We start from the raw sequence: 25,646 nt of genomic DNA, 5'->3' as shown, positions 1-25,646 counted from the left end.
ATTTTGTGTTCGCTTTTTTATTTTTGAAAGAAATTTTTATATTGAGAAACATAATTGAAGCTTAATTGAAAATCTGTTAAAATAGTGATATTCATAACTTTAAAACCAAAGAAAAGAGACTAGTATGATTACAGGCGAATTAAAAAATAAAATTGATCAGCTGTGGGAAATGTTGTGGACTGAAGGAAATGCAAATCCTCTAACAAATATTGAACAATTGACTTATCTTCTGTTTATGAAGGATTTGGATAGTGTCGAGCTTGGACGCGAAAGCGATGCTGAGTTTCTAGGAATTTCTTATGAGGGAATTTTTCCAAAAGACAAACCTGAATACCGTTGGTCGACTTTTAAAAATATGGGAGATGCTCAGGAAGTCTATCGTTTAATGACACAGGAGATTTTTCCATTTATGAAGAATCTTAAGGGTGATACTGATGATACAGCTTTTTCACGTTATATGCGAGAAGCTATCTTTCAAATTAATAAACCTGCTACGCTCCAAAAGGTGATTTCTATATTAGATGAATTTCCAACTAGAGGGTCAGATATAGATTTTGATAATGACACACAGGGAATTAATGATATTGGCGACATCTATGAATATCTGCTATCAAAATTGTCAACCGCAGGTAAAAATGGACAATTCCGTACACCTCGTCACATCATCGATATGATGGTTGAGTTGATGCAACCAACTATCAAGGATATTATCTCAGATCCTGCTATGGGGTCTGCTGGTTTCTTAGTATCTGCTAGCCGCTACCTAAAGCGTAAAAAAGATGAATGGGAAACCAATCCAGATAATATCAACCATTTTCATAACAATATGTTTCATGGAAATGATACGGATACAACCATGCTTAGACTTGGTGCAATGAATATGATGCTGCATGGAGTGGAAAATCCACAAATTAGTTATCTTGACTCACTATCTCAAGATAATGAAGAAGCAGATAAATACACTTTAGTTCTAGCAAATCCTCCATTTAAAGGGTCACTTGACTACGATTCAACTTCAAATGATCTCCTTGCAACTGTAAAAACCAAAAAAACAGAATTACTTTTCCTTGCTCTTTTCTTGCGTACATTGAAACCAGGGGGACGTGCAGCAGTTATTGTACCTGACGGTGTCCTCTTTGGTTCTTCTAAAGCCCATAAAGGAATTCGTCAGGAAATTGTAGAGAATCATAAATTGGATGCTGTAATATCAATGCCAAGTGGCGTTTTCAAACCTTATGCTGGAGTTTCAACTGCCATTCTCATCTTTACAAAAACTGGAAATGGTGGAACGGATAAGGTCTGGTTTTACGATATGAAAGCAGATGGTTTAAGTTTGGATGATAAACGACAACCGATCAGTGATAATGATATTCCAGATATTATCGAACGTTTCCATCAACTCGACAACGAAGCAGAACGTAAGAGAACGGACCAGTCTTTCTTTGTTCCAGTCGATGAGATAAAGGATAATGATTATGATTTATCGATCAATAAATACAAAGAAATTGAGTATGAAAAAGTTGAGTATGAACCAACAGAAGTCATCTTAAAGAAAATTAATGATCTAGAAAAAGAAATTCAAGCTGGATTAGCAGAGTTAGAGGAATTGCTCAAGTAGGGAGATACAGGTATGAAAAAAGTGAAGTTGGGGGAAGTTTGTGAGATTTTATCTGGTTACGCTTTTAAATCATCACAATTTAACGATAAAAAAATCGGTCTCCCCTTAATACGAATTCGAGATGTAGAAAGAGGTTTTTCTGATACCTACTTTGAAGGAGATTTTCCAGAAGAATATCTTATTCATAGGGGAGATTTATTGATTACAATGGATGGTAGTTTTATAATGAAAAAATGGGAAGGAGATTTGGCACTACTTAATCAACGTGTTTGTAAGTTAAGAATAACTGATGAAAATGTGGATGAAGGTTATCTTTCTTGGATAATACCTAAATTTTTGAAAGAAATTGAAGACAAGACTCCTTTTGTAACGGTAAAACATCTTTCAGTTGCTAAAATTAAAAATATCTCGTTTTTCTTGCCTGATATACAAGAACAGAAGATAATATCAAAGAAACTGGATACTATAAGGCAGATTTATAATTTTCGTAAAAAACAGTCAGAGAAATATAACGAGCTCGTCAAATCCCGATTTAACAAGATGTTTGGGGATTTTTATACTACATTATTCCCCAAATATAAAATAGGTGAAAAATTTGAACTTTCTAGTGGAAGTACACCATCAAGAGATAATAAATTATATTGGGATAGCGGAACGATTAATTGGGTAAAAACAACTGAGGTAATAAATAAAGAAATTACGGAAACTGAGGAAAAAATCACAAAATTTGCCTTAGAGAATACATCTCTTAAACTTTTTCCAGTTAATACAATATTAATTGCTATGTATGGTCAAGGACAAACAAGAGGAAGAAGTGCAATCCTCAAAGTTGAATCTACTAGCAACCAAGCATGTGGTGCTATATTTCCAAATGAAATAGACAATCCAGTTTTTATTTGGCATCAATTAATGCTAAGGTATAGCGAATTACGAGAACTTGGACGAGGAGGAAATCAACCTAATTTAAACGGTCAACTGATTAAAAATTTTGAACTGATTCTCCCCCCTCTTTCCCTCCAAAACGAATTCGCAGACTTTGTAGCTCAGGTTGACAAATCACAATTGGCAATTCAAAAATCTCTGGAAGAATTGGAAACCTTGAAAAAATCACTTATGCAGGAGTATTTTGGTTAAGATTTGAGATAGCAGTTTACACTATCGTTGTAATTACCGTAATTATTTGTTATAATACTTCAAAGGAGGAAATCAGATGGTCGTAAAAACAAGAAAACAAGGAAATTCAATCACCATTACGATTCCAAGCGAATTCAATATTCCAAGTGGTGTTAAATATGAAGCAAAATTGTTACCAAGTGGCGAAATTATCTTTACTCCTGAAGAATTGGATCATCAGGTCTCTTATGTTTCTGATGATGCCTTTAACTTAAAATTGGATACAATTTTTGATGAATACGACGATGTTTTCAAAGCTTTGGTGGAAAAATGACAGTCTATCTAACAGAAAAGCAAATTGAAAAAATCAATGCTTTAGCAATTCAACGGTATTCTCCAAATGAGAAAATTCAAACAGTTAGTCCTTCAGCGTTAAATATGATTGTGAACTTACCAGAACAATTTGTTTTTGGCAAGCCTCTTTATCCAACAATTTTTGATAAAGCAACAATATTATTTGTCCAATTGATAAAGAAGCATGTCTTTGCCAACGCCAATAAACGAACAGCTTTCTTTGTTTTGGTGAAGTTTTTACAATTAAATGGTTATCACTTTGCTGTTTCCGTGGAAGAAGCGGTTGATATGTGTGTGACTATAGCGGTAGAAGCTTTAACTGATGAAAAAATGATAAGCTATTCTAAATGGGTTTCTGAATATTCTGTCAGAGAAAAGGTCACAAAGTAAGATAGTATGCTGGATTGAAATGAGCATAAGAAAAAATGAAAAGACAATATTAGAATTCTGTAATGCAGAAACTGATATTGTCTCTTTTTATTGATGAGTAATAATGAAAGTGAGAATTTATGGAATCAAAAATTACAATTATCATACAAGAAATGTTACCCCTTTTAAATAATGAACAATTACTAGCATTGCGAGAGAGTTTAGAGCGCCATCTAGTGGATGGAAAAAAGAAGCAGAAGCATTCTAATAATAATCTGTTGCAATTATTCATCACTGCTAAGCAGGTGGAGGGCTGTAGCGCAAAAACAATACGTTATTATCAGAGAACAATTGAAAATTTGTTTCATCATATTAAGGAATCTGTGACACAACTGACAACAGATGATTTAAGGAGTTATTTAGCAAATTATCAGTCTGAAAAGGACTGTAGTAAGGCGAATTTGGACAATATTCGGCGTATATTGTCCTCTTTTTTTGCTTGGCTTGAGCAAGAGGAATATATCATCAAGAATCCTATTCGAAGGATTAAAAAAATTAAGACAGAACAAAATGTGAAAGAAACTTATACGGATGAACATCTCGAAATTATGAGAGATAATTGTGAAAATTTAAGAGATTTGGCAATGATTGACCTACTAGCATCAACAGGTATGCGTGTAGGAGAACTGGTCCAGTTGAATCGTTCTGATATTGATTTTGAAAACAGAGAGTGCGTTGTTTTTGGAAAAGGTAAAAAGGAAAGACCCGTATATTTTGATGCTCGTACGAAAATTCATTTAAGAAACTATCTCAATTATAGAAAAGATAGTCATCCAGCTCTTTTTGTAACGCTACTTGGAAAAGCCCAGAGACTTGGAATTGCTGGTGTCGAGATTCGATTGAGAAAATTAGGACAAAAACTTGGAATACAAAAGGTTCATCCACATAAATTCAGAAGAACCCTAGCGACTAAGGCTATTGATAAAGGAATGCCTATTGAACAAGTCCAAAAACTACTTGGTCACAGCAAAATTGATACAACCCTGGCCTATGCCATGGTAAACCAAAGCAACGTTAAACATTCGCATCAAAAATTCATCTCTTAACTGCAAATCCCGATATTTCGAGGAGGTGGTTGCATGAAGAAAGTGAAGTTAGGGGAAATTTGTGAGATAGTTACAGGCTCAACTCCAAAGAGTAGTAATCCAAATTATTGGAATGGAGAATACAAATGGATTACTCCTGCAGAAATTAGTGATGATGATTTTATCGTTTTTGACACACAACGAAAAATTACGAAGTTAGGAATTGAAAAAACGGGATTGAAATCATTTCCTAAGGGAACGGTTTTGCTATCATCTCGTGCTCCGATAGGTAAAGTTGCTATTTCAGGATGTGAGATGTATTGTAATCAAGGTTTTAAAAATTTTATCTGCTCAAATAAAATCAACAATGAATATTTGTATTATTTTTTAAAATCAAGAAAAAATTATTTGAATATTTTGGGAAGAGGAGCAACATTCAAGGAAATATCTAAAAGTATTGCATATGATATTGAGATTTTTTTGCCAACGTATGATATACAGAGGAAACAAGTTAAAGTTCTTAAAAAAATTGATAAACTTATTTATACTAGAAAAGAACAGTTGATTGAGTTTGAACATCTTGTAAAATCCCGATTTAACGAGATGTTTGGGGATGATTCAAATTTTGATATTGACAGATTAAATAACTCTATAAAAGAAATGTTTATTGGTCCTTTTGGCAGTTCATTAAAAAATGAGTATTTTGTTCAAAAAGAAAAATCATACTGTATGGTTTATGAGCAAAAACACGCGATTAAAAAGACAATGAATTTGGAAACTAGGTATGTAGATGAAAAAAAATATAAGGAATTAAAGAGATTTTCGATTTATGGTGGAGATATTATAGTTAGTTGTAGAGGAACAATTGGGGAAATTTTTCAAGTACCAAATGATGCCCCTCTAGGTATAATGCACCCATCTATTATGAAAATTCGGTTAGATAATTCTAAGTATATTCCAGTGTTCTTTACATTTATGTTAAGTGAGTATATGAAAGTACAAAAGAATAATTCACAAGGCAGTGGTGTTAAAATGGCGATTACTGCATCTGAGCTTGGAAAGATAGAATTCCCCCTCCCCCCTCTTTCCCTCCAAAACGAATTCGCAGACTTTGTAGCTCAGGTCGACAAATCACAATTTGCTTGTGGGATAGTTATAAAACTGTGGAGAAATAGCTTGAAATCTAGTATAATATAGCTATCTATTTATTCAAAGTGAGAGAAAAATGGGAAATTTTGATTTTCTTTTAAACAACGAAGAGTATGAATCTTTTTCAAAGCCTTGTATAGAAGCTGAGAATATGATCGCGACATCTACTGTAGCTACTGCTTTTATGGCACGCCGTGCTTTGGAGCAGGCTGTTCATTGGATATATAGTCACGATTCATATTTAGAAGCTCCCTATCGTGCCACCTTATCTTCTTTGGTATGGGATGATGATTTTAGAGAGATTGTGGATCCTGAGCTCCATAGGCAGATTGTTCTTTTAATTCGATGGGGAAATCATGCTGCACATGGTGGAGAAATTAAGGAACGAGAAGCGATTTTGGCTTTGCATCATTTGTATCAATTTGTCAATTTTATTGATTATTGCTACAGTAACGAGTTTGTGGAGCGTTATTTCGACGAGCAGTTATTGCCACTTTCAGCAAACATCAAGTTTCGAGAAACGCCACAATCTATGGCGAAATTACAAAACAGTTTGCCAGATCTTCCTGATTTCGATGAACAGATGGCTAGTCAGTCCTTAACTATTCAAGAGACTTATACTGAAAAACGTGAAACAGCAGCTCTGCGGCAAGATGTACCTTTCCATATCGATCTACTATCTGAAGCAGAGACAAGAAAACTCTTTATTGATATTGATCTCCGTTTAGCAGGTTGGACATTTGAGGAAAACTGTCGTGTTGAGGTAGCCGTTCATGGTTTGAAGCATGGTACAGGAACTGGATACTGTGACTATGTCCTTTATGGCAAAAATGGGAAAGTTCTAGCAATTGTTGAGGCCAAAAAGGCATCTGTAAATCCAGAAGTAGGGGAGGTTCAGGTCAAGGAATATGCTGAAGCTCTTGAGAAACAAATCGGCTATAGGCCAATTTGCTTTATTACCAATGGTTTAAAGCACTACATACTTGATGGTGTTAATCGTCGGAAGGTTTCAGGGTTCTATTCTCAAGAAGAGTTGCAACTTTTGATGGACAGACGTCACTTGCAAAAACCACTCAAGGATATTTCTAGTAAAATTAGGGACGACATTTCTGGACGTCACTATCAGAAACATGCGATTACAAGTGTCTGTGAAACATTCTCTAATAATCGCAGACAGGCACTCTTGGTTATGGCAACTGGGTCTGGGAAAACCCGTACAGCGGTTTCCCTAGTTGATATCCTTTCGCGTCATAACTGGGTAAAAAATGTTCTTTTTTTAGCTGATAGAACTTCCCTAGTTAAGCAAGCTTATGATTCGTTTAGGAAATTACTTCCAGATCTTTCAGTTTGTAATTTCTTAGAGGATAAAGATAGTGCTCGATCTAGTCGTATGGTTTTTTCAACCTATCCGACTATGATAGGAGCGATCAGTGATCAAGAAGAAGTAAATCAACGACCCTTTACTGTTGGGCACTTTGACCTTATCATAATTGATGAATCTCACCGTTCTATTTATCAGAAATACAAATCAATTTTTGATTATTTTGATGCAAGGATTGTAGGATTAACTGCTACTCCGCGTCAAGATTTGGATAAAAACACCTATAGTTTCTTTAACTTGGAGAATGGTGTTCCAACATACGCATACGATTTGGAAGAGGCTGTAAAAGATGGTTATTTAGTAGCTTATCATTCGATTGAAACTAAGTTAAAACTACCAACGGATGGTCTACATTACGATGATTTATCCCAAGACGAAAAAGAATATTTTGATAGTCAATTTGAAGATGGTAGTTCTGAGAAAGATATTGATCCTGAGGATTTTAATACCTCTATTTTCAATAGAAAAACAGTCAAAATTGTTCTAGACGAACTAATGACAAGAGGAATTCAGACAGCTTCAGGTGACGAAATTGGTAAAACCATTATCTTTGCTAAAAACCATCGACATGCTGAATACATCAGAGATATTTTTAACGAACGCTATCCTGAAAAAGGAAGCGATTATGCTCAAGTGATTGATTATAGCATTAAGCATTATCAAACCTTAATTGATGATTTTAAAATTAAGGAGAAATACCCTCAAATTGCAATTTCTGTTGATATGTTGGATACAGGTATTGATGTACCAGAGGTTGTTAATTTAATCTTTTTCAAGAAAGTGCGTTCTAAAACTAAGTTTTGGCAGATGATTGGCCGTGGAACCCGTCTTTGTAAAGATTTATTCGGCCCTGAGCAGGATAAGGAAAATTTCTTGGTATTTGATTATGGCGATAATTTTGAATATTTCAAAGCTGATCCAAGAGAAGGAGATGGTCGTCACATTGTTTCTCTGACTCAACGTTTGTTTAACATCAAGGTGGACTTGATTCGTGAACTGCAGGAGCTTCGTTATCAAGATGATCAGTTTGCTAGAGAATACCGTCAACAACTCGTCTCAGAACTTCATGAACGTATGGTGAGCTTAAATGAGTTAGACTTTAGGGTTCGTATGGTCTTAGATACAGTTTATACTTACAGAAAGTTGGAAAATTGGCAAAATCTAACGACCGTCACAAGTGAAACAATCCAGAAAGATCTTTCGCCGATTCTATTTGAAGAAAATAAAGAAGACGAGATGGCGAGACGATTTGATTTATGGCTGTTTCAGATACAGTTAGGACAACTGTTGGCTAAGCCAGCAACTGTCCATATATCTCAAGTTATGAAAACAGCTAAAGCCCTTGCTAGGGTTGGCAATATACCACAAGTTTTTGCACAGGCTGAAATTATCAGGAAAGTACAAGAACCTGAATTTTGGGAAGAAGTTAGTTTATCCGAGTTGGAAAAAATACGCCTTGCGCTTCGAGATTTACTACAGTTTCTGGATAAACCGGAACGCACTGTATATTATGTCAATTTTGATGATCACATTCTTTCCACTGTCCATGATACTAAGCCATATTTACAAGTCAATGACCTGCGATCTTATAATGAAAAAGTTGAACATTATTTGAAAACTCATCTAGATGATGAAGCAATTTCTAAGTTATACCATAATGAAAAATTGACCTCTCAAGATTTACTTGCACTTGAAACATTGCTATGGGAAAAATTAGGTAGCAAGTCAGATTACCAACAACATTATGAAAATAAGGCAATTCCTAGATTGGTTCGTGAGATTATTGGTTTAGATAGAGAGGCTGCTAATCAAGTTTTTTCTAAATTTTTATCGGATGAGAGTCTCAATGCCAAGCAGATTTCTTTTGTGAAATTGATTGTAGATTACATTGTAGAGAATGGTTGCTTGGAGACCAAAGTTTTAACACAAGAGCCGTTTAAATCGTATGGTTCAGTTCAACTACTCTTTCAACACCAACTCCCTATACTTCGTAATATTGTCCAAACAATTGAACTCATTAATGATCGAGCTGGAGAAGCAGCATAAATAATAAGAGGTTATAAATGCTAACGCAAGAAGAAATGAATGTTCTGGTACCGGAAAAATTAGCAAAAATTGAGCGTGATTTCGATGTCAAAGTTTTGTGGGCTATTGAGTCTGGTAGTCGTGCTTGGGGATTTGAGTCTCCTGATAGTGACTTTGATGTGCGATTTATCTACAAACACAAGCAAGATTTTTATCTCCGTTTGAATGAACAGCGTGATGTTATCGAGCTACCAATTGACGACACTTGGGATGTGAGTGGCTGGGATTTAGACAAGACTTTAAAACTCCTTTATAAGTCAAATCCTACACTTTTTGAATGGTTACAGTCACCAATTGTTTATCAACAAACGGATTTTATCGAGCGCATGCGTCCTCTTGCCAACCAGTATTTTTCTGAGAAAAAAATGCTGTATCATTACTTGAATACTGCTAGAACTCATATGAATAAGTACCTTTCAGGAGACAAGGTCAAACCTAAAAAGTATTTCTATGCGCTGCGTCCCATTTTGGTCTGCCGTTGGATTGAAAAATACCATTCAGTTCCGCCAATTTTGTTTGATGATTTAGTGAAAGAATTGCTTCCTGATGAGATGAAAGAGCATGTATCAAGATTGCTTGATATCAAGGTAAAGGGACCTGAAGGTATGGAAATTGATCCGATTATGCCGATCCAATACTACATCATCAAAAATATCAAAGAGCTGGATGCATACGTTCAAAGTGTTCGTGAGGAAAAGAAAGACTGGAAAGCTCTAAATCAATTTTTTCTTGAAGAATTAGGCCGCGACTGAGGTTTTTTATGGGTAAATGGACATGTAAATGTGGGCAAGAAATGAATGACCACCGAGCGCCCGATCCAAATGCTTATTCAGTTTATTCGGATGAGTTGTTTGAAGAAATCATAAATAAAGCTGACGACCATAATAAAATTTCTTATGATGATATTTCTGAAGCGTCATTTTATATGTGGAAGTGCCCTGAGTGTGGCAGTTTCATGGTTTTCGGCGAAGACGGGGATGGAGATCACTTTACTTTTTATGAGCGCCAAGAAGTAGAAAAGGTAGAGCCTCTCTTTGATCCAGATCAAGAGTTAAATCTTGTTGTGGTTGAGTTTCAGGAAGGAGGGAATGGTTATACTTATATTTGTGATGACCCAAATATCCATATAGGACACGCTGTTATTGTCCCAGTCGGGAAGGAAAATACTGAAAAAAATGCTTTAGTTGTACAGAAGTATCATGCCCTACCAAAGGATATCACTTTTCCTGTTGAAAAGTTAAAACGTGTCATTCGTAGGTATTCACATTTCGACCCAATCACTTCGAAAAACGTTTTTAGAAATTTAAAAAAGTTAGGAAGAATTCTAGATGTTTGCTCTAAAAATGCTAACCCCAACTCTCAGCAAACATATTATAGTATCAAAACTCCTTTAGGATATTTCTGGTTAGAATTAAATGGAGTTCCGATTCCAATGAAAATCACACAGATTCAAGTCAAAGATAAAAAATACCAAGTTGATAGCGCCCTTTATATAAAACCTTCAGAGATTAACTGTAGAAGATTTTATGAACTGGAATTATGTGCAGATTTTGATATTGATGCTTCTAGATGGATCGATGTTCTCTCTGATGAAAACGTTTGGGGAAATACTTGGGAACTAAATGGTCTTCAATTTGGTATTACTGCAGGGGAGTCTCCAGAATTTGAAGACGAAGTTGTAGCGAGAAAGTATAGTCGTGTCCCACTTTATTATGACTGGCACCCTGAATTTGAAGATTATTATGGCTTCAGTTTAGCTTGGAAAAAATACGAGTCTGATAGCGATTTGTCAATAGATTTCTATACAACGTAAGAAGTTTTTATATCAAATAATAGCATTGGTATGTTTTCAAAAAGTAACAATCTCTTTCTAAAACACGCGATAGACATAAGGATTTTCTGGTTTGTCTACTTTTGTGAAACTCTCAACCTCTAGTGTTGGGAGTTTTTGCTTGAGTTCTTTATGATAGTGGAGGGTCAGGGTTCCTCTAGCGGTGATCCAGGTATTGTCAGGATACTGGCGTGAGTTTCCCTTGGTCAAGAGTCCATATACACCAGAGTCTGCGATACAGTGGATGATGCCAAAGCGAAAGAGGAACTGGCTATCTGGATGGCTAGGATCGTTATAGACAAAGCCTGTAAACTCGATTTTCTTTCCTTCAAACTCTTGAGGGTAGTCATAGAGAACTTCCATGACCTCCATATAGTTATCGTCTGTAATTTGAATGGTTGGCTGGGAGAGGTATTTGTCAGCTGTAGTCCTCATTTCCTTTTCATAAGCAGATTTGGAAAAATAGGAACTGGTATCGGGTTTGAGATATTGACTGGATGTGCCTTCGCTTGCCTGAATAGCAGTATCGATTCCCTCAGCAAGTGGAAAATGGTATCCCTTAGCAGACACGGTTCTCGAGTCCAAACTTACGGTAGGAAAGGCAACTACAATCAATAGAGGTAGTGACAGTAACAGGATGCTGATTCGCCTAGCTCGACGACTTTCTAAATGGCTGTGAGAGTTGATTTTCTTGATCCAGATATAGAATTGGACCAGAGCCAATAGAAGAGAAAGGAGCATGGAAATATAGACTAGATAGGAATAGTGGAGGTTAATGTAGTGACTGAGCTTGCCAGAAAGCTGCAGATACAGAGTTAGGGCAAAATAACCCAGTAAAATGAAAAATCGCATCATAACATCACCCCCATCATGTAAGAATAAAGCAAGACAAGCACTGTCACAATACCCATAAATTGCCAGATGAAGCGCACTTTGAGATAGTGTTTCATCATGAGGAGATTTTTGATATCAAGCATGGGGCCTATGATCAGAAAGGCAAGGACTGGCGCTAGGCCGAAGCTCGAGAGGAGAGAAGCTCCGATAAAGGCGTCCGCCTCGCTACAAAGAGAGAGGAGAAAGGCTAGAAACATGAGCAAGAGAATCGCAAGGACTGGACTTGCACTGATAGAGGTCAAGATCCGAGTCGGGACATAGACCTGCACGATAGCCGCAAAGAGACAGCCAAAGACCAAGTAACGCCCCATATCGAAAAACTCATCAATAGCTTGTATAAAGATCTGAAACACTTTTCTAGCGGGACCCAAGTGTGAAAAGTCATGTTCATGGCAAGCGATAGGATTCTCTTTTTGAATGGGTTCCTTCCAGAAAAATCCTAGGAAAATCCCCAGAATCAAAGCAATCACAATAGCTCCCAGAGCTCGCAAGAAGGCAAGTTTTATTGAATTGCCAAAGGCAGAATATGTGGCGAAAAGAACGATAGGATTGATGATGGGAGCAGTCACCAGAAAAGGAACCGCTGTGTAGCTGGGCACTTTCTTTTCCAGAAAACGATTGATAATCGGAACGATACCACATTCGCAAGAAGGAAAGAGAAAGCCGATGAAGGTACCAAAAAAGATCCTCCCCCAACGATTGCGAGGAAGAAACTCATAAACTTTATCAGGTGTGATATAGACCTCAATCAATCCCGAAATGAGACTCCCAATCAAGACAAAAGGAAGGGCTTCAATCATGATGGAGAGAAAAATAGCCCCCGCTTGTAAGATGCTAGGAGGAAGAGATTGGAAAATCGTCATTTATTTTTTCTTCTCAACTTTTTCTTTTTTGTCTTTGTCATCTGGGAAAGTGACTTGTGTTAAGTCAGGAAGTTTTGCGAATTCTTCAAACATCTTGTCCCAATCATCCGTTTTTGTAAATTTAACAGCCATGGGCCTACCTCTTTTCTACATTCTACCTCTATTATACTATTATTTTGCAGAAAAGGGATTATTTTTATTTTGACAATCAAAGAGGTAAAAACAGGTAAGATGAAACAAGCCTTATCCCTTATGGTATAATAGGTTTATGGATAAAAAATATGAAAAAATCTCCCAAGATTTGGGAGTAACCTTAAAGCAAATCGATACTGTTCTAAGTTTGACAGCAGAAGGGGCGACGATTCCCTTCATCGCCCGTTATCGCAAGGACATGACTGGTAGTCTGGATGAGGTGGCGATTAAGGCCATTATCGACTTGGATAAAAGTCTGACAAATCTCAACGACCGTAAAGAAGCTGTCTTGGCTAAGATTCAAGAACAAGGCAAACTAACCAAGGAATTAGAAGAAGCTATTTTGGCAGCTGAAAAATTAGCAGACGTTGAAGAACTCTATCTTCCTTATAAGGAAAAACGTCGAACCAAGGCAACTATTGCCCGAGAAGCTGGACTCTTTCCTCTTGCCCGCTTGATCTTGCAGAATGTAGATGGTTTAGAGAAAGAAGCTGAGAAGTTTGTCTGTGAAGGATTTGCGACAGTTCAAGAAGCCTTGGCTGGAGCGGTTGATATCTTGGTCGAAGCCTTATCGGAAGATGTGACTTTGCGTTCACTGACCTATCAGGAAGTGCTGAGACACTCTAAAATCACTTCGCAAGTCAAGGATGAAAGTCTCGATGAAAAACAAGTTTTTCAGATATATTACGATTTTTCAGAGACAGTTGGCAACATGCAGGGTTATCGTACCTTGGCCCTCAATCGTGGTGAGAAACTAGGTTTCTTAAAAGTCGGTTTTGAGCACGCGACGGACCGTATCTTATCTTTCTTTGCTGCTCGTTTCAAGGTGAAAAATGCCTATATAGATGAAGTAGTTCAACAGTCAGTTAAGAAAAAAGTCTTGCCTGCTATCGAACGACGCATTCGGACAGAATTAACTGAGAAAGCAGAAGAAGGAGCTATCCAACTCTTTTCTGACAACCTGCGCAATCTTCTCTTGGTTGCTCCGCTGAAAGGGCGCGTGGTTCTAGGATTTGACCCTGCCTTTCGTACAGGTGCCAAACTTGCTGTCGTTGATACAACAGGTAAAATGTTGACAACCCAAGTCATTTATCCAGTAAAACCAGCATCAGCTCGTCAGATTGAAGAAGCAAAGAAAGATTTGTCGGACTTGATTGGTCAATACGGTGTGGAAATTATTGCTATCGGAAATGGAACTGCCAGTCGTGAAAGTGAAGCCTTTGTGGCGGAAGTTCTGAAAGATTTTCCAGAAGTCAGCTATGTTATCGTCAATGAAAGTGGCGCTTCGGTTTATTCTGCCAGTGAACTTGCTCGTCAGGAGTTTCCAGAATTAACTGTTGAAAAACGCTCTGCTATCTCAATCGCCCGTCGTTTGCAAGATCCCCTTGCTGAATTGGTCAAAATTGATCCCAAGTCAATCGGTGTCGGTCAATACCAGCACGATGTCAGTCAAAAGAAACTATCTGAGAGTTTGGACTTTGTCGTGGATACCGTAGTCAACCAAGTTGGTGTCAATGTCAATACAGCCAGCCCAGCTCTTCTTTCCCACGTAGCTGGACTCAATAAAACCATCTCTGAAAATATTGTCAAATACCGAGAGGAAGAAGGGAAAATCACTTCACGCGCTCAAATCAAGAAGGTTCCTCGTCTGGGTGCAAAAGCCTTTGAGCAGGCAGCTGGTTTCCTCCGTATCCCTGAAAGTAGCAATATCCTTGATAATACTGGAGTTCACCCAGAAAACTATGCTGCAGTTAAGGAGCTCTTCAAACGCTTGGATATCAAGGACTTGAATGAAGAAGCTCAAAGCAAACTCAAGTCACTTTCAGTCAAAGAAATGGCGCAAGAACTAGACCTCGGTCCAGAAACCCTTAAAGATATCATTGCCGACCTTCTCAAACCAGGTCGTGATTTCCGTGATTCTTTTGATGCTCCAGTTCTCCGTCAAGATGTCTTGGATATCAAAGACTTAAAAGTCGGCCAGAAGCTGGAAGGTGTGGTTCGTAATGTCGTTGACTTCGGTGCCTTCGTTGATATCGGGATTCACGAGGACGGCTTGATTCATATTTCCCATATGAGTCGTAAATTTATCAAACACCCGAGCCAAGTGGTGTCAGTCGGAGATTTGGTAACGGTTTGGGTTAAGAAAATCGATACTGAACGTGAAAAAGTCAATCTGTCGCTCCTCGCTCCAGATGAATCTAACTGAGTACGTTCAGTCTGTTTCACTAGAAGACTTTGGTAGACCTTTCACGCACCAAGCCCAGTGGAATTCTCGTCTGCGAACGACAGGTGGACGATTTTTCCCCAAGGATGGGCATTTGGATTTTAATCCCAAGGTTTATCAGGAACTAGGTTTGGAAGTCTTTCGCAAAATCGTGCGCCATGAACTATGTCACTATCACCTTTATTTTCAGAAAAAGGGTTATCGCCATAAGGACCGAGAATTTAAGGAACTGTTGAAAGAAGTGGATGGACTGCGCTTTGTACCACCTTTGAAAACACAAACTCAAATTCCCTACCTAGTCTATCAGTGCCAAACCTGCCAGCAAAGTTATCAGCGCAAGCGAAGGATTGATACCAAACGCTATCGCTGTGGCGTCTGCCTTGGCAAACTCGTCATCATAAATCGGCCTAAGGACTGATGATGATAGTTCTGATTCATGCTATACTACTTGTAAGAATACCGAAAGAGGAAACAATCATGAATACAAAATTTTATAAAATGAGACGAAATCGTATGGTGTCAGGAGTTTTAGCTGGTCTATCAGACAAGTGGAATTTTGATGTAACCCTAGTCCGCTTTCTCTTCGCCATTTTTACCGTGGCAAATTTTGGAATTGGTGTGATAATCTACATCATCCTTGCCTCTATCCTGCCAACTAAGGAAGAAATCGAAGCCGAAATGTACGGAACAGGACCACGCAAACGCAAGGAAGCTCAAGCCATTGAAGACAATGATGGCTGGTTTTGGTGATAATAGTTGAATCATGAACTTCGTCCAAGAGGACGAAGTTTTTTTAAACTTGTCAGATCAAATCCTTAAATGGTATAATAAGCGTATAAAATGATTTTGATTATTATTGTGAAACATGCCAAAGCATTGAAAACAATACATAGCAATAAGAAATCATAATAATAAATTCAAGTATAATATGGGGGAACTTTATGTTTGAACAAAATACAACAAAATTAATTATTGTTTGTGATGATAAAACAGTTGGATATGGAAATTATCTACGACAACTTGTAAGTACTAATGATGATGAAGGTGATGAAATTGTAGGAACTAAAGATGGTTCAATAAAAGTAAGTGTTTGGTTGGAAAAACATTATCTTGATAATATGTCTACAATTTCTTCTAACGAACATGTGCTTTTTATTGGCGAAAACCAAACAAGTAAGAATGAAATACCTAGTATGGATGTAAAGTTCGATAAATTCGGAATGAAATACGGTTGGTTAGGTAAGCGTGGCATGATGCTAGTCTCAGATGTTATTAGTCAACCAGAAATGTATGATGAATTTGTTGAGTTTTGTCGTGGTTATAAATCTGACTTTGAAAAGATAGAATTTTCAAAATCACTTCCAGAGCAGGCGTTCGATGCAGTAAATGGGGTTGTAGGAGGGAATACAGCAGCTTTAATAGCTGGTGGTGCACTTCTAGGTTTTTTGGCACCTGGTATTACATTGGCTACTGGTGCAGTGTTAGGTGTTACTCAATTTCTTACTGGAACGGATAGAGAAAAAGTCATGGATCAACAGTACAGAGGATTGACAGCGATATTATACATGGATGGATTATCTGAATTCTTGGAGGGATAAAGAATGAAAGCCTTTAAAGAGGGATATGAATTCTTTGAGCAGAACGCAGGTAATTTTGCAGGACATGCTGCTGGAGTATATTATATAGACGCTGTAGAATCAGAGATAAAGAAGTTGGTGAATAATCTAAATGGCTTCGAAACAAATGGTGCAAGTATAGATACACTAAAGGGAGATGTTGCTGAGTTTTGGCATGCTGGGACTTTTAATATTAATGCAGCTATTAATTCTTCAAAAAACAGAGTACAAGTTGATCGTAGCCATGATTTTGGTTCTGCTGATATTACGGGAGTAAACTTCGATGCTAAGTTTGGTTTAAAATATTATAAAAACGGAGCATCCAGTGCAGAACAACAAGCTAAGAGTATTTTTCAACGTTTTAGCGAATATAAATCACAAGGTGGGAAAGAAAGTTTAGATTTATATTTGGAGAAGAGAGGATACTCAGCAGACACAATTTTGAGTGATCCAGTTTATACAGGGCAGTATAGAGTAATTCCATCAGATCAGCTAAAAGAAGCGACTATGTTTTTAGAGCGAAAAATAAGAGAAGAAGCTGTAAAGCGACCGGAGCAAGTTCATCGCTATGAAGAAACTCTAAAATTACTCAGTGATAAAGTTAAAGATAATAAGGGGAATGAATCGATTGCTTTGTCGGAACAGGAAGCACGTGAACTTGCAAGATTGTCTAAAGAGGGTGGAGTAAATTCTGAGGATTTACACTTAACAACTGAAGAGCTTATTAAATATACTAACATATTAAAGCGATCATGCAAAGCAGGATTGACAGCTGCCACAATATCAATGGTTTTGCGAGTTGCACCTGAAATATGGAATGCCATAGCTTATCTAATTAAAAATGGAGAAATTGAAGAAGGTCAATTTAAAAAGATAGGATTTGCAGCGATTACAGGTGCAGGCGAAGGATTTGTAAGAGGTACAGTTTCAGCAGCAATTACAGCAAGTTGTAAGGCAGGATTATGTGGTAGTGCGATGAAATCTATTGATCCGTCGGTAGTTGGTGCAGTGACTGTATTAGTGATGAATTCCATGAAAAATTCATATCAAGTAACTACCGGAAACATGAGCAGGTCTGAGATGATTAATGAATTAATCAAAGAAATGTTTGTAACAACATGTGCTTTATCTATGGGTTCTGTGAGTCAATCTCTAATTGAAATACCTGTGCTAGGATACATGATCGGTAGTTTTGTGGGGGCGGTAGCTGGTTCTGTAATTTACTCTTCAATATATAATCCAGTACTATCGTTTTGTGTTGATTCAGGATTTACTCTATTTAGTTTAGTAGACCAAAATTACGAGTTGCCAGAAGAAGTATTAAAAGAAGTAGGAATTGAAGTTTTTGAATATGAAAAGTTTGAATACGAACCGTTTGAATTTGAGAAGTTTGAATACGAGCGATTTGAATATGAACAATTTGAGTATGAGAAACTTCATACGATATTCCTAAGAAGAGGAGTTATAGGTGTAAATTGTGTAGGATATTTATAATACTTGGATTGGATGTCTTTTATAAGTACGAGTATATTTATAATTATATAAGACAATTTATTTCTATCCGAAATTATTTTTTTAAGTTAGAACAGTCAATGACTATTAAATGATAAAATAGAAACGCAAGGAAGCCCAAACTATTGAAGACAATGATGGCTGGTTTTGGTGAGTAAATCTACGGTAAAAAAAGTTTTGCTACATTACTACAAGAGAAAGGAAGGCAGTAGCATGCTTAGGAAATACTTTAAAAACTATAAATGGACGGACGTGTTCTGGATTCTATTTATTTTGATTACTAGTTTTCTATCAACCAATAATTACTTATACCACTTAACGAAACAGGATTTTTCAGAAGAAGGTTGTCTTTTAGCAATTCCTTTGTTTCTTTTTCATTTTCTCTTCATTGATAAATTCATCATTTCTAGACGAAATCAAAAAGATGATTAACTTTTAACCCTTGTATTCGCAAGGGTTTTCTTCTTGCCTTTCTTTTATGGTAAAATGTTGATAGCGAAATTGCTTGATATTCTTCAATCTTACAAAAATGTAAGATTAAAGTCTCTTTTGTAAGGTTAGGTTATGGCAAGCAATTTTTTTTTGCGATAAACTAGACTCATAAAGAACAAAGGAGCAAAACCATGAAAAGAATTTTACAAAAGAAAACAAGAAAACCAAGTCAAAAAGATATCGAGCGTGTTCAACTGGGATGCGCTATGATGCAAGCACAGTTTCAAATGATGGGATATTAAGAAGGAGAAAATCATGACACTTTTAGATGTAAAACACGTTCAAAAAATCTACAAAACACGTTTCCAAGGCAACCAAGTAGAGGCCCTCAAGGATATTCACTTTACCGTGGAAAAGGGTGACTACGTGGCTATCATGGGAGAGTCTGGTTCAGGAAAGTCAACCCTGCTCAACATTCTAGCTATGCTGGATAAACCAACTCGTGGGCAGGTTTACCTGAATGGAACCGACACAGCCACTATTAAAAATTCACAGGCTTCGAGTTTCCGTCGTGAGAAGTTGGGATTTGTCTTCCAAGACTTTAACTTGCTAGATACCTTATCTGTTAAGGACAATATCTTGCTTCCGCTAGTTTTATCACGAAAACCCATCACGGAGATGATGAAGAAATTGGTGGTAACAGCTGAAAATTTGGGCATAAACCAATTGCAAGAGAAGTACCCTTATGAGATTTCTGGTGGTCAAAAGCAACGGGTAGCAGTAGCACGCGCCATCATCACAGAACCTGAAATTCTCCTTGCCGATGAGCCAACAGGAGCCCTTGACTCCAAGTCATCTGCAGCACTTCTGGATGTATTTGATGAAATCAATGAACGTGGCCAAACCATTCTCATGGTAACTCACTCAACGGCAGCAGCCAGCAGGGCCAAGCGCGTTCTCTTTATCAAAGACGGCATTCTTTACAACCAAATCTACCGTGGAGACAAGACAGAGCGTCAGATGTTCCAAGAAATCTCTGATACTTTGACTGTTATGGCAAGCGAGGTGAATTAGTATGTTCCGATTAACCAATAAGTTAGCGGTATCCAACTTGATCAAAAACCGCAAACTCTACTATCCCTTTGCTTTAGCTGTTCTCTTAGCAGTGACCATCACCTATCTCTTTTACTCACTGTCGCTTAATCCTAACATTGGCAAGATCCGAGGGGGAGAAACTATCTCTATGACGCTTGCCCTCGGTATGGTGGTTGTTACCATCGCTTCTGGAATTATTGTACTTTATGCCAATAGTTTTGTCATGAAGAACCGCTCCAAGGAGCTGGGTGTATATGGTATGCTGGGTCTCGAAAAGCGCCATTTGATCAGTATGGTTTTTAAGGAGCTTCTTATTTTTGGTTCCTTAACCTTGACAGCTGGTCTCGGTCTAGGAGCTCTCTTTGATAAGCTAATCTTCGCCCTTCTTCTGAAGCTGATGAAGATGAAAGTGGAGCTCGTTTCGACTTTCCAACCAATTGTCTTTATCCTAGTTCTCATCGTCTTTGGAGCTATCTTCCTAGGTCTGATTTTTATCAATGCCTTTCGTATTGCACGCATGAATGCCCTTCAGCTCTCTCGTGAGAAGGCCAGTGGTGAGAAAAAAGGACGTTTCTTAGGTGTCCAAACCATTCTAGGTCTGATTAGTTTGGGAGCGGGTTACTATCTAGCAGTAACAGTCGAAAACCCACTTTCTGCTGTTCTGATTTTCTTCGTAGCAGTTTTGTTAGTAATTTTGGGAACTTATCTTCTCTTCAATGCAGGGATTACAGTTTTCTTACAAATCTTAAAGAAAAACAAGCGTTATTATTACCAACCCAACAACATGATTTCCGTATCCAATCTCATTTTCCGTATGAAGAAAAATGCGGTTGGTCTGGCGACGATTGCTATTCTCTCAACCATGGTCTTAGTGACTATGTCTGCTGCAACAAGTATCTTTAAGGCATCAGAAAACTTCAAGAAGGTCATGAATCCACATGATTTTGGGATTACAGGACAGAATGTTGAAAAAGAAGATATCGAAAAACTCTTGAGCCAGTATGCTAGTGAAAAAGGATTGACTGTCACAAAGAAAGAAGTCCTTACATACAGTAACTTTGGTGTGGCAAATCAAGAAGGTACGAAATTGACAATTTTTGAGAAAGGTCAAAATCGTGTTCAACCGAAAACTATTTTTATGGTCTTTGACCAAAAAGACTATGAGAATATGACAGGACAGAAACTTGCACTTTCAGGTAAGGAAGTTGGATTGTTTGCTCAAAACAAGCAACTTCAAGGTCAAAAAGAACTGACTCTGAATGACCAGACCTACACGATCAAAGAAGAAATCAAAAAAGATTTTATTCTTGAACATGTCCCAAATCAGTACAATATTCTAACTTCGGATTATAACTATTTGGTTGTTCCTGACTTGAAAGCCTTTCTTGACCAGCATCCTAATTCTTCCATCTTTAATCAATACTATGGTGGTATGAATGTAACGGCTAGTGAGGAAGAGCAGCTTAAAATTGCAGATGACTATTCAAAATTCGTTAACAACTTTAATAGAGAACTAAACAAAGAAGGAAGCTATGTTTACGGAAGCAATCTGGCTGATAGTAGTGCGCAGATGAGTGCTCTCTTTGGTGGAGTTTTCTTCATCGGTATCTTCCTCTCTATCATCTTTATGGTGGGAACGGTTCTTGTCATCTACTACAAACAAATCTCTGAAGGCTATGAAGATCGTGAACGCTTTATCATTTTGCAAAAAGTCGGTCTCGATCAAAAGCAAATCAAGCAAACCATTAACAAACAGGTGCTAACTGTATTCTTCCTTCCTTTGCTATTTGCCTTCCTACACCTTGCCTTTGCCTATCATATGCTTAGCCTCATCCTAAAAGTCATTGGTGTGCTAGATGCGACCATGATGTTGACAGTCACTCTGTCCATCTGTGCCATCTTCCTCATCGTCTATGTTTTGATCTTTATGATTACCTCAAGAAGTTATCGCAAGATTGTGCAAATGTAAAAAAGATACCTCGATGCTGGTCGAGGTATTTCTTTTAGCTTAGATACTAAAGAGTTGTCCCAAGAGGAAGGTTACGCCCATGGTGAGAAGTCCGATACAGAGGTTACGGATCATAGCAGTTTTCGTAGGTGCCTTGCCTAGTTTAGCACTGGTATAGCCAGTGACGAGAAGGGAAAGGGCAACGATAAAAACAGTAGCAGGAATGCGATAATCACTTGGAAAGACAGTGATGGAAAGCATAGGAGGAAGACTTCCCAGTACAAAGGCGATAAAGCTAGAGATTGCAGCATGCCAAGGATTGGTAAATTCCTCGTACTCGATACCGTATTTTTCCTCAACCAAGGCTTTGAGGGGATTTTTTAAAAAGGCCTTGTTGGTCAAAAGTTGTGCGGACGTTTCACACTCACCATTTTGAAGGTAAGCAGCATAGAGGGATTGTTTAGCAGATTCGATGTCCTTATCCAAGAGCAACTGTTCTCTGGCAACAGCGGCTTCTTCCGTGTCTTTCTGAGTGGATACAGAGACATATTCTCCGCCTGCCATAGAAAAAGCACCAGCAAGGATAGCGGCTAGTCCAGATAAAAAGATAATCCAGATATTGCTCGTCGCACTGGCAACCCCGATAACGACTCCAGCGATGGAAATAATCCCATCATTGGCACCCAGAACACCCGCACGTAGGATATTGAGTCGTCCTGCAAAGTTAGCATCAATTTCATGTTTCATTTCTGTCATAGTCATCTCCTTTCTCTCCATTATAGAGAAAAGGGTAGGGGAATACAAACTTTTTAAACTATCTGAAAAAAGTTCTACGATTCTAATTTTTAAGCCCTTTTCGACTTTACCGAAAAAGCACGGCAATACAGTTGCCAATCCTACTGTACAAGTCCTTTTTTAGCTTATCTATGGTATAATAGAAGGTAGATTTATCAATTGGAGAATGAAGGATTTTATGATTAAACTTGTAGCAACCGATATGGATGGAACCTTTCTAGATGGAGAGGGTCGGTTTGATATGGAACGCCTCAAAAACGTACTTGTTTCCTACAAGGAAAAGGGGATTTATTTTGCAGTGGCTTCAGGTCGTGGTATCCTGTCCCTGAAAAAGTTGTTTGCTGATGTGCGTGATGAAGTGATTTTTATAGCTGAAAATGGGAGCTATGTTGAGTTTCATGGTGAGGATATGTATGAGGCTACTATGCCTCGCGACTTTTACTTGAACACTTTTGAAGCTTTAAAGAAATCGCCCTATTTTGATGAAAGAAAAATGCTACTGACTGGGAAAAAAGCTTGTTATGTTTTGGACACAGTGGATGAAACTTATCTTAAGTTAAGTAGTCACTACAATGAGAATATTCAAAAAGTAGCGAGTTTGGAAGAGATCACGGATGAGATTTTTAAATTCACCACTAACTTCACAGAAGATACGATAGAAGCTGGTGAGGCCTGGGTAAATGAAAATGTTCCTGGTGTGAAAGCCATGACAACTGGTTTTGAATCCATTGATATTGTCTTGGACTATGTTGATAAGGGTGTAGCTATTGTTGAGCTGGCAAAAAAACTTGGTCTGACCATGGATCAGGTTATGGCTTTTGGCGATAATCTCAATGACCTTCACATGATGCAGGTAGTGGGGCACCCCATCGCTCCTGAAAATGCGCGACCAGAAATTTTAGAATTAGCAGAAGCAGTGATTGGCCACCATAAGGACCAATCAGTGATGGCTTATATGGAGGGTTTGTAATGGCAGATATTAAATTGATTGCACTGGATTTGGACGGTACTTTGCTGACAACGGATAAAAAGCTGACAGATCGTACCAAGGCGGTCCTCAAAGCTGCGCGTGACCGTGACATCAAGGTCGTTCTGACAACGGGACGTCCTCTGAAGGCTATGGATTTCTTTCTCCATGAGCTAGGGACTGATGGTCAGGAGGATGAGTACACCATCACTTTTAATGGGGGGCTTGTCCAGAAAAATACGGGAGAGATTCTCGATAAAACCGTCTTTTCTATCGACGATGTGGCACGATTGTACGAGGAAACTAAAAAACTAGGCTTGCCGTTAGATGCTATTTCAGAAGGAACCGTCTATCAAATCCAGTCAGACCAAGAAAGTCTCTATGCTAAGTTCAACCCAGCCCTGACTTTCGTACCTGTCGCTTTTGAAGATCTATCTAGTCAGATGACGTATAATAAATGCGTGACTGCTTTTGCCCAAGAACCTTTGGATGCAGCGATTCAACAGATTTCTCCAGAATTGTTTGACCAATATGAAATCTTCAAATCGCGTGAACTCTTATTGGAATGGTCGCCGAAAAACGTCCACAAGGCAACAGGTTTAGCGAAATTAATTAAACACTTGGGAATCGACCAAAGTCAAGTCATGGCTTGTGGGGACGAGGCCAATGACCTTTCCATGATTGAATGGGCAGGTCTGGGAGTTGCTATGCAAAATGCTGTTCCAGCAGTTAAGGAAGTTGCCAATGTGATTACCCCAATGACCAACGACGAGGAAGCCGTTGCCTGGGCTATCGAAGAATACGTGCTAAAGGAGAACTAAAATATGGGATTATTTGACCGTCTATTCGGAAAAAAAGAAGAGCCGAAAATCGAAGATATTGTAAAAGAAGCACTGGAAAATCTTGATTTGTCAGAAGAGGTTGAAGAGAACCAAACGGCAGTCGAAGAAACTTCTCAGGAAGAGACAGCAAGAGACAAAGTGGAAGAAACACCCGCTCAAGAAGAAATTCCACAGATCTCAACAGAAGAAGTTATTGAGCCAGAAGCAGTCGAGGAAACTGCTCAGGAAGAGCTTGAGCTAGAATCTGATGAATTGGAACAATTCCAAGAGCCTGAAGAAGTTTTAGAAGAAGAGATAGCTTCTGAAGTTGTAGAAGAAGAACTTCCTCAGGTTGAAGAAACCGTACAGGAAAAATATGACCGCAGTCTCAAGAAAACGCGTACGGGATTCGGAGCACGCTTGAATGCCTTCTTTGCCAACTTCCGTTCTGTCGATGAAGACTTTTTTGAGGAATTAGAAGAACTGCTCATCATGAGTGACGTCGGTGTGCAAGTCGCTTCCAACCTAACAGAAGAGCTTCGCTATGAAGCCAAATTAGAAAATGCTAAGAAGCCTGATGCACTTCGCCGTGTCATTATCGAGAAATTGGTTGAGCTCTACGAAAAGGATGGCAACTACGATGAACAAATCCATTTCCAAGATGGCTTGACAGTTATGCTCTTTGTTGGTGTTAACGGTGTTGGGAAGACAACTTCTATTGGGAAATTAGCTCATCGTTACAAACAAGCTGGCAAGAAAGTAATGCTGGTTGCCGCGGATACCTTCCGTGCTGGAGCCGTTGCCCAGCTAGCAGAATGGGGTCGTCGTGTGGATGTTCCTGTTGTGACGGGTCCTGAAAAAGCTGATCCAGCAAGTGTGGTCTTTGATGGGATGGAACGTGCTGTAGCAGAAGGAATGGATATTCTCATGATAGATACAGCAGGTCGTCTGCAAAACAAGGACAACCTGATGGCAGAGTTGGAAAAGATTGGTCGCATCATTAAGCGTGTCCTGCCAGAAGCACCACATGAAACCTTCCTAGCACTCGATGCTTCAACTGGACAAAATGCTTTGGTACAGGCCAAAGAATTTTCTAAAATTACCCCTGTGACAGGAATTGTATTGACTAAGATTGATGGAACTGCCCGTGGTGGTGTTGTTCTGGCAATTCGAGAAGAACTCAATATCCCTGTAAAATTGATTGGTTTCGGTGAGAAAATCGATGATATAGGGGAATTTAACTCAGAAAACTTTATGAAGGGTCTCTTAGAAGGCTTGATTTAATACAAAATAAATATCCTG

23 protein-coding genes are annotated in these 25,646 nt (G+C 38.2%); 19 read left to right on the top strand and 4 right to left on the bottom strand.

Annotation, left to right across the window (positions count from 1 at the left end):
* The first annotated feature begins 124 nt into the window (after window positions 1-124).
* From ADM50_RS00550 to ADM50_RS00510, 9 genes are all read left to right on the top strand, one after another.
* Window positions 125-1,618 (top strand): type I restriction-modification system subunit M, encoded by a 1,494-nt coding sequence (locus ADM50_RS00550; protein WP_049484163.1) that lies wholly within the window; start codon window positions 125-127, stop codon window positions 1,616-1,618.
* A 12-nt stretch (window positions 1,619-1,630) separates the two neighbouring features.
* The gene (locus tag ADM50_RS00545) at window positions 1,631-2,752 is read left to right on the top strand and encodes a restriction endonuclease subunit S (protein WP_049484162.1); all 1,122 of its coding nucleotides are present in this window, start codon (window positions 1,631-1,633) and stop codon (window positions 2,750-2,752) included.
* Between the two features lie 76 nt (window positions 2,753-2,828).
* On the top strand, window positions 2,829-3,065 hold the full coding sequence (locus ADM50_RS00540; RefSeq protein ID WP_000260600.1) for an AbrB family transcriptional regulator: 237 nt from the start codon (window positions 2,829-2,831) through the stop codon (window positions 3,063-3,065).
* Window positions 3,062-3,475, top strand: a complete 414-nt coding sequence (locus ADM50_RS00535; protein ID WP_049484161.1) for a type II toxin-antitoxin system death-on-curing family toxin — start codon at window positions 3,062-3,064, stop codon at window positions 3,473-3,475. The genes ADM50_RS00540 and ADM50_RS00535 overlap by 4 nt, the downstream gene beginning before the upstream one ends.
* 119 nt (window positions 3,476-3,594) lie before the next feature.
* Complete coding sequence (gene xerA / locus ADM50_RS00530; RefSeq protein WP_049484160.1) at window positions 3,595-4,560, top strand: site-specific tyrosine recombinase/integron integrase; 966 nt, start codon at window positions 3,595-3,597, stop codon at window positions 4,558-4,560.
* Between the two features lie 33 nt (window positions 4,561-4,593).
* Window positions 4,594-5,736, top strand: a complete 1,143-nt coding sequence (locus ADM50_RS09220) for a restriction endonuclease subunit S (protein WP_053092707.1) — start codon at window positions 4,594-4,596, stop codon at window positions 5,734-5,736.
* A gap of 28 nt (window positions 5,737-5,764) precedes the next feature.
* On the top strand, window positions 5,765-9,115 hold the full coding sequence (locus tag ADM50_RS00520; RefSeq protein WP_049484159.1) for a DEAD/DEAH box helicase family protein: 3,351 nt from the start codon (window positions 5,765-5,767) through the stop codon (window positions 9,113-9,115).
* 17 nt (window positions 9,116-9,132) lie between these two features.
* Window positions 9,133-9,906, top strand: a complete 774-nt coding sequence (locus ADM50_RS00515) for a nucleotidyltransferase domain-containing protein (protein ID WP_049484158.1) — start codon at window positions 9,133-9,135, stop codon at window positions 9,904-9,906.
* 8 nt (window positions 9,907-9,914) lie between these two features.
* Window positions 9,915-10,967: a hypothetical protein gene (locus tag ADM50_RS00510; protein ID WP_049484157.1), complete on the top strand. Its 1,053-nt coding sequence runs from the start codon at window positions 9,915-9,917 to the stop codon at window positions 10,965-10,967.
* Window positions 10,968-11,024: 57 nt separating this feature from the next.
* On the opposite strand, the gene ADM50_RS00505 is transcribed toward ADM50_RS00510, so the two are convergent.
* Genes ADM50_RS00505 through ADM50_RS09750 form a run of 3 tightly spaced genes read right to left on the bottom strand, consistent with a single transcriptional unit; the run spans window position 11,025 to window position 12,874 of the window.
* A complete protein-coding gene (locus tag ADM50_RS00505; protein WP_049484156.1) occupies window positions 11,025-11,840 on the bottom strand; it encodes a TIGR03943 family putative permease subunit in 816 nt (271 codons plus the stop codon).
* Window positions 11,837-12,742, bottom strand: a complete 906-nt coding sequence (locus ADM50_RS00500) for a permease (protein ID WP_049484155.1) — start codon at window positions 12,740-12,742, stop codon at window positions 11,837-11,839. The genes ADM50_RS00505 and ADM50_RS00500 overlap by 4 nt, the downstream gene beginning before the upstream one ends.
* Window positions 12,743-12,874, bottom strand: a complete 132-nt coding sequence (locus ADM50_RS09750; protein ID WP_049484154.1) for an SPJ_0845 family protein — start codon at window positions 12,872-12,874, stop codon at window positions 12,743-12,745. It abuts the gene before it with no gap.
* A 136-nt stretch (window positions 12,875-13,010) separates the two neighbouring features.
* On the opposite strand from ADM50_RS09750, the gene ADM50_RS00490 reads away from it, so the two are divergent.
* From ADM50_RS00490 to ADM50_RS00455, 7 genes are all read left to right on the top strand, one after another.
* Window positions 13,011-15,140: a Tex family protein gene (locus ADM50_RS00490; RefSeq protein WP_049484153.1), complete on the top strand. Its 2,130-nt coding sequence runs from the start codon at window positions 13,011-13,013 to the stop codon at window positions 15,138-15,140.
* Window positions 15,127-15,576: a SprT family protein gene (locus tag ADM50_RS00485; RefSeq protein WP_049484152.1), complete on the top strand. Its 450-nt coding sequence runs from the start codon at window positions 15,127-15,129 to the stop codon at window positions 15,574-15,576. Before ADM50_RS00490 ends, ADM50_RS00485 begins: the two co-directional genes overlap by 14 nt.
* Before the next feature lie 59 nt (window positions 15,577-15,635).
* Entirely contained in the window at window positions 15,636-15,908 is a 273-nt protein-coding gene (locus ADM50_RS00480) for a PspC domain-containing protein (RefSeq protein ID WP_001092797.1), read from the top strand.
* Window positions 15,909-16,099: 191 nt separating this feature from the next.
* Window positions 16,100-16,756, top strand: coding sequence for a hypothetical protein (locus ADM50_RS00475; protein WP_049484151.1), 657 nt, complete (start codon window positions 16,100-16,102; stop codon window positions 16,754-16,756).
* 3 nt (window positions 16,757-16,759) lie between these two features.
* Window positions 16,760-18,268: a hypothetical protein gene (locus tag ADM50_RS00470; RefSeq protein ID WP_049484150.1), complete on the top strand. Its 1,509-nt coding sequence runs from the start codon at window positions 16,760-16,762 to the stop codon at window positions 18,266-18,268.
* A 765-nt stretch (window positions 18,269-19,033) separates the two neighbouring features.
* Window positions 19,034-19,792 (top strand): ABC transporter ATP-binding protein, encoded by a 759-nt coding sequence (locus ADM50_RS00460; protein ID WP_000173369.1) that lies wholly within the window; start codon window positions 19,034-19,036, stop codon window positions 19,790-19,792.
* Window position 19,793: 1 nt separating this feature from the next.
* Window positions 19,794-21,782: an ABC transporter permease gene (locus ADM50_RS00455; protein ID WP_000489345.1), complete on the top strand. Its 1,989-nt coding sequence runs from the start codon at window positions 19,794-19,796 to the stop codon at window positions 21,780-21,782.
* Between the two features lie 39 nt (window positions 21,783-21,821).
* Here ADM50_RS00455 and ADM50_RS00450 read toward each other — a convergent pair whose 3' ends face one another.
* Window positions 21,822-22,517: a VIT1/CCC1 transporter family protein gene (locus tag ADM50_RS00450; RefSeq protein ID WP_000138119.1), complete on the bottom strand. Its 696-nt coding sequence runs from the start codon at window positions 22,515-22,517 to the stop codon at window positions 21,822-21,824.
* Window positions 22,518-22,734: 217 nt separating this feature from the next.
* Here ADM50_RS00450 and ADM50_RS00445 point away from each other — a divergent pair, with 217 nt between their 5' ends.
* Genes ADM50_RS00445 through ftsY form a run of 3 tightly spaced genes read left to right on the top strand, consistent with a single transcriptional unit; the run spans window position 22,735 to window position 25,628 of the window.
* Entirely contained in the window at window positions 22,735-23,526 is a 792-nt protein-coding gene (locus tag ADM50_RS00445; RefSeq protein WP_049484197.1) for a Cof-type HAD-IIB family hydrolase, read from the top strand.
* The gene (locus tag ADM50_RS00440) at window positions 23,526-24,344 is read left to right on the top strand and encodes a Cof-type HAD-IIB family hydrolase (protein WP_049484148.1); all 819 of its coding nucleotides are present in this window, start codon (window positions 23,526-23,528) and stop codon (window positions 24,342-24,344) included. The genes ADM50_RS00445 and ADM50_RS00440 overlap by 1 nt, the downstream gene beginning before the upstream one ends.
* Window positions 24,345-24,347: 3 nt before the next feature.
* Complete coding sequence (ftsY, locus tag ADM50_RS00435) at window positions 24,348-25,628, top strand: signal recognition particle-docking protein FtsY (RefSeq protein WP_049484147.1); 1,281 nt, start codon at window positions 24,348-24,350, stop codon at window positions 25,626-25,628.
* Window positions 25,629-25,646 lie beyond the last annotated feature (18 nt).

The sequence above is a fragment of the Streptococcus oralis genome, from assembly GCF_001075675.1.
In the GTDB taxonomy this organism is placed as follows: domain Bacteria; phylum Bacillota; class Bacilli; order Lactobacillales; family Streptococcaceae; genus Streptococcus; species Streptococcus oralis_V.
The sequence above is the reverse complement of the archived record's forward strand: the minus strand, read 5'-3'. Positions and strand labels throughout refer to the sequence as shown.

Bases quoted from the DNA above. Each gene is read 5' to 3' on its own strand.
- ADM50_RS00550 (WP_049484163.1), top strand. From the start codon at position 125: ATGATTACAGGCGAATTAAAAAATAAAATTGATCAGCTGTGGGAAATG.
- ADM50_RS00545 (WP_049484162.1), top strand. From the start codon at position 1,631: ATGAAAAAAGTGAAGTTGGGGGAAGTTTGTGAGATTTTATCTGGTTAC.
- ADM50_RS00540 (WP_000260600.1), top strand. From the start codon at position 2,829: ATGGTCGTAAAAACAAGAAAACAAGGAAATTCAATCACCATTACGATT.
- ADM50_RS00535 (WP_049484161.1), top strand. From the start codon at position 3,062: ATGACAGTCTATCTAACAGAAAAGCAAATTGAAAAAATCAATGCTTTA.
- xerA (WP_049484160.1), top strand. From the start codon at position 3,595: ATGGAATCAAAAATTACAATTATCATACAAGAAATGTTACCCCTTTTA.
- ADM50_RS09220 (WP_053092707.1), top strand. From the start codon at position 4,594: ATGAAGAAAGTGAAGTTAGGGGAAATTTGTGAGATAGTTACAGGCTCA.
- ADM50_RS00520 (WP_049484159.1), top strand. From the start codon at position 5,765: ATGGGAAATTTTGATTTTCTTTTAAACAACGAAGAGTATGAATCTTTT.
- ADM50_RS00515 (WP_049484158.1), top strand. From the start codon at position 9,133: ATGCTAACGCAAGAAGAAATGAATGTTCTGGTACCGGAAAAATTAGCA.
- ADM50_RS00510 (WP_049484157.1), top strand. From the start codon at position 9,915: ATGGGTAAATGGACATGTAAATGTGGGCAAGAAATGAATGACCACCGA.
- ADM50_RS00505 (WP_049484156.1), bottom strand. From the start codon at position 11,840: ATGATGCGATTTTTCATTTTACTGGGTTATTTTGCCCTAACTCTGTAT.
- ADM50_RS00500 (WP_049484155.1), bottom strand. From the start codon at position 12,742: ATGACGATTTTCCAATCTCTTCCTCCTAGCATCTTACAAGCGGGGGCT.
- ADM50_RS09750 (WP_049484154.1), bottom strand. From the start codon at position 12,874: ATGGCTGTTAAATTTACAAAAACGGATGATTGGGACAAGATGTTTGAA.
- ADM50_RS00490 (WP_049484153.1), top strand. From the start codon at position 13,011: ATGGATAAAAAATATGAAAAAATCTCCCAAGATTTGGGAGTAACCTTA.
- ADM50_RS00485 (WP_049484152.1), top strand. From the start codon at position 15,127: ATGAATCTAACTGAGTACGTTCAGTCTGTTTCACTAGAAGACTTTGGT.
- ADM50_RS00480 (WP_001092797.1), top strand. From the start codon at position 15,636: ATGAATACAAAATTTTATAAAATGAGACGAAATCGTATGGTGTCAGGA.
- ADM50_RS00475 (WP_049484151.1), top strand. From the start codon at position 16,100: ATGTTTGAACAAAATACAACAAAATTAATTATTGTTTGTGATGATAAA.
- ADM50_RS00470 (WP_049484150.1), top strand. From the start codon at position 16,760: ATGAAAGCCTTTAAAGAGGGATATGAATTCTTTGAGCAGAACGCAGGT.
- ADM50_RS00460 (WP_000173369.1), top strand. From the start codon at position 19,034: ATGACACTTTTAGATGTAAAACACGTTCAAAAAATCTACAAAACACGT.
- ADM50_RS00455 (WP_000489345.1), top strand. From the start codon at position 19,794: ATGTTCCGATTAACCAATAAGTTAGCGGTATCCAACTTGATCAAAAAC.
- ADM50_RS00450 (WP_000138119.1), bottom strand. From the start codon at position 22,517: ATGACAGAAATGAAACATGAAATTGATGCTAACTTTGCAGGACGACTC.
- ADM50_RS00445 (WP_049484197.1), top strand. From the start codon at position 22,735: ATGATTAAACTTGTAGCAACCGATATGGATGGAACCTTTCTAGATGGA.
- ADM50_RS00440 (WP_049484148.1), top strand. From the start codon at position 23,526: ATGGCAGATATTAAATTGATTGCACTGGATTTGGACGGTACTTTGCTG.
- ftsY (WP_049484147.1), top strand. From the start codon at position 24,348: ATGGGATTATTTGACCGTCTATTCGGAAAAAAAGAAGAGCCGAAAATC.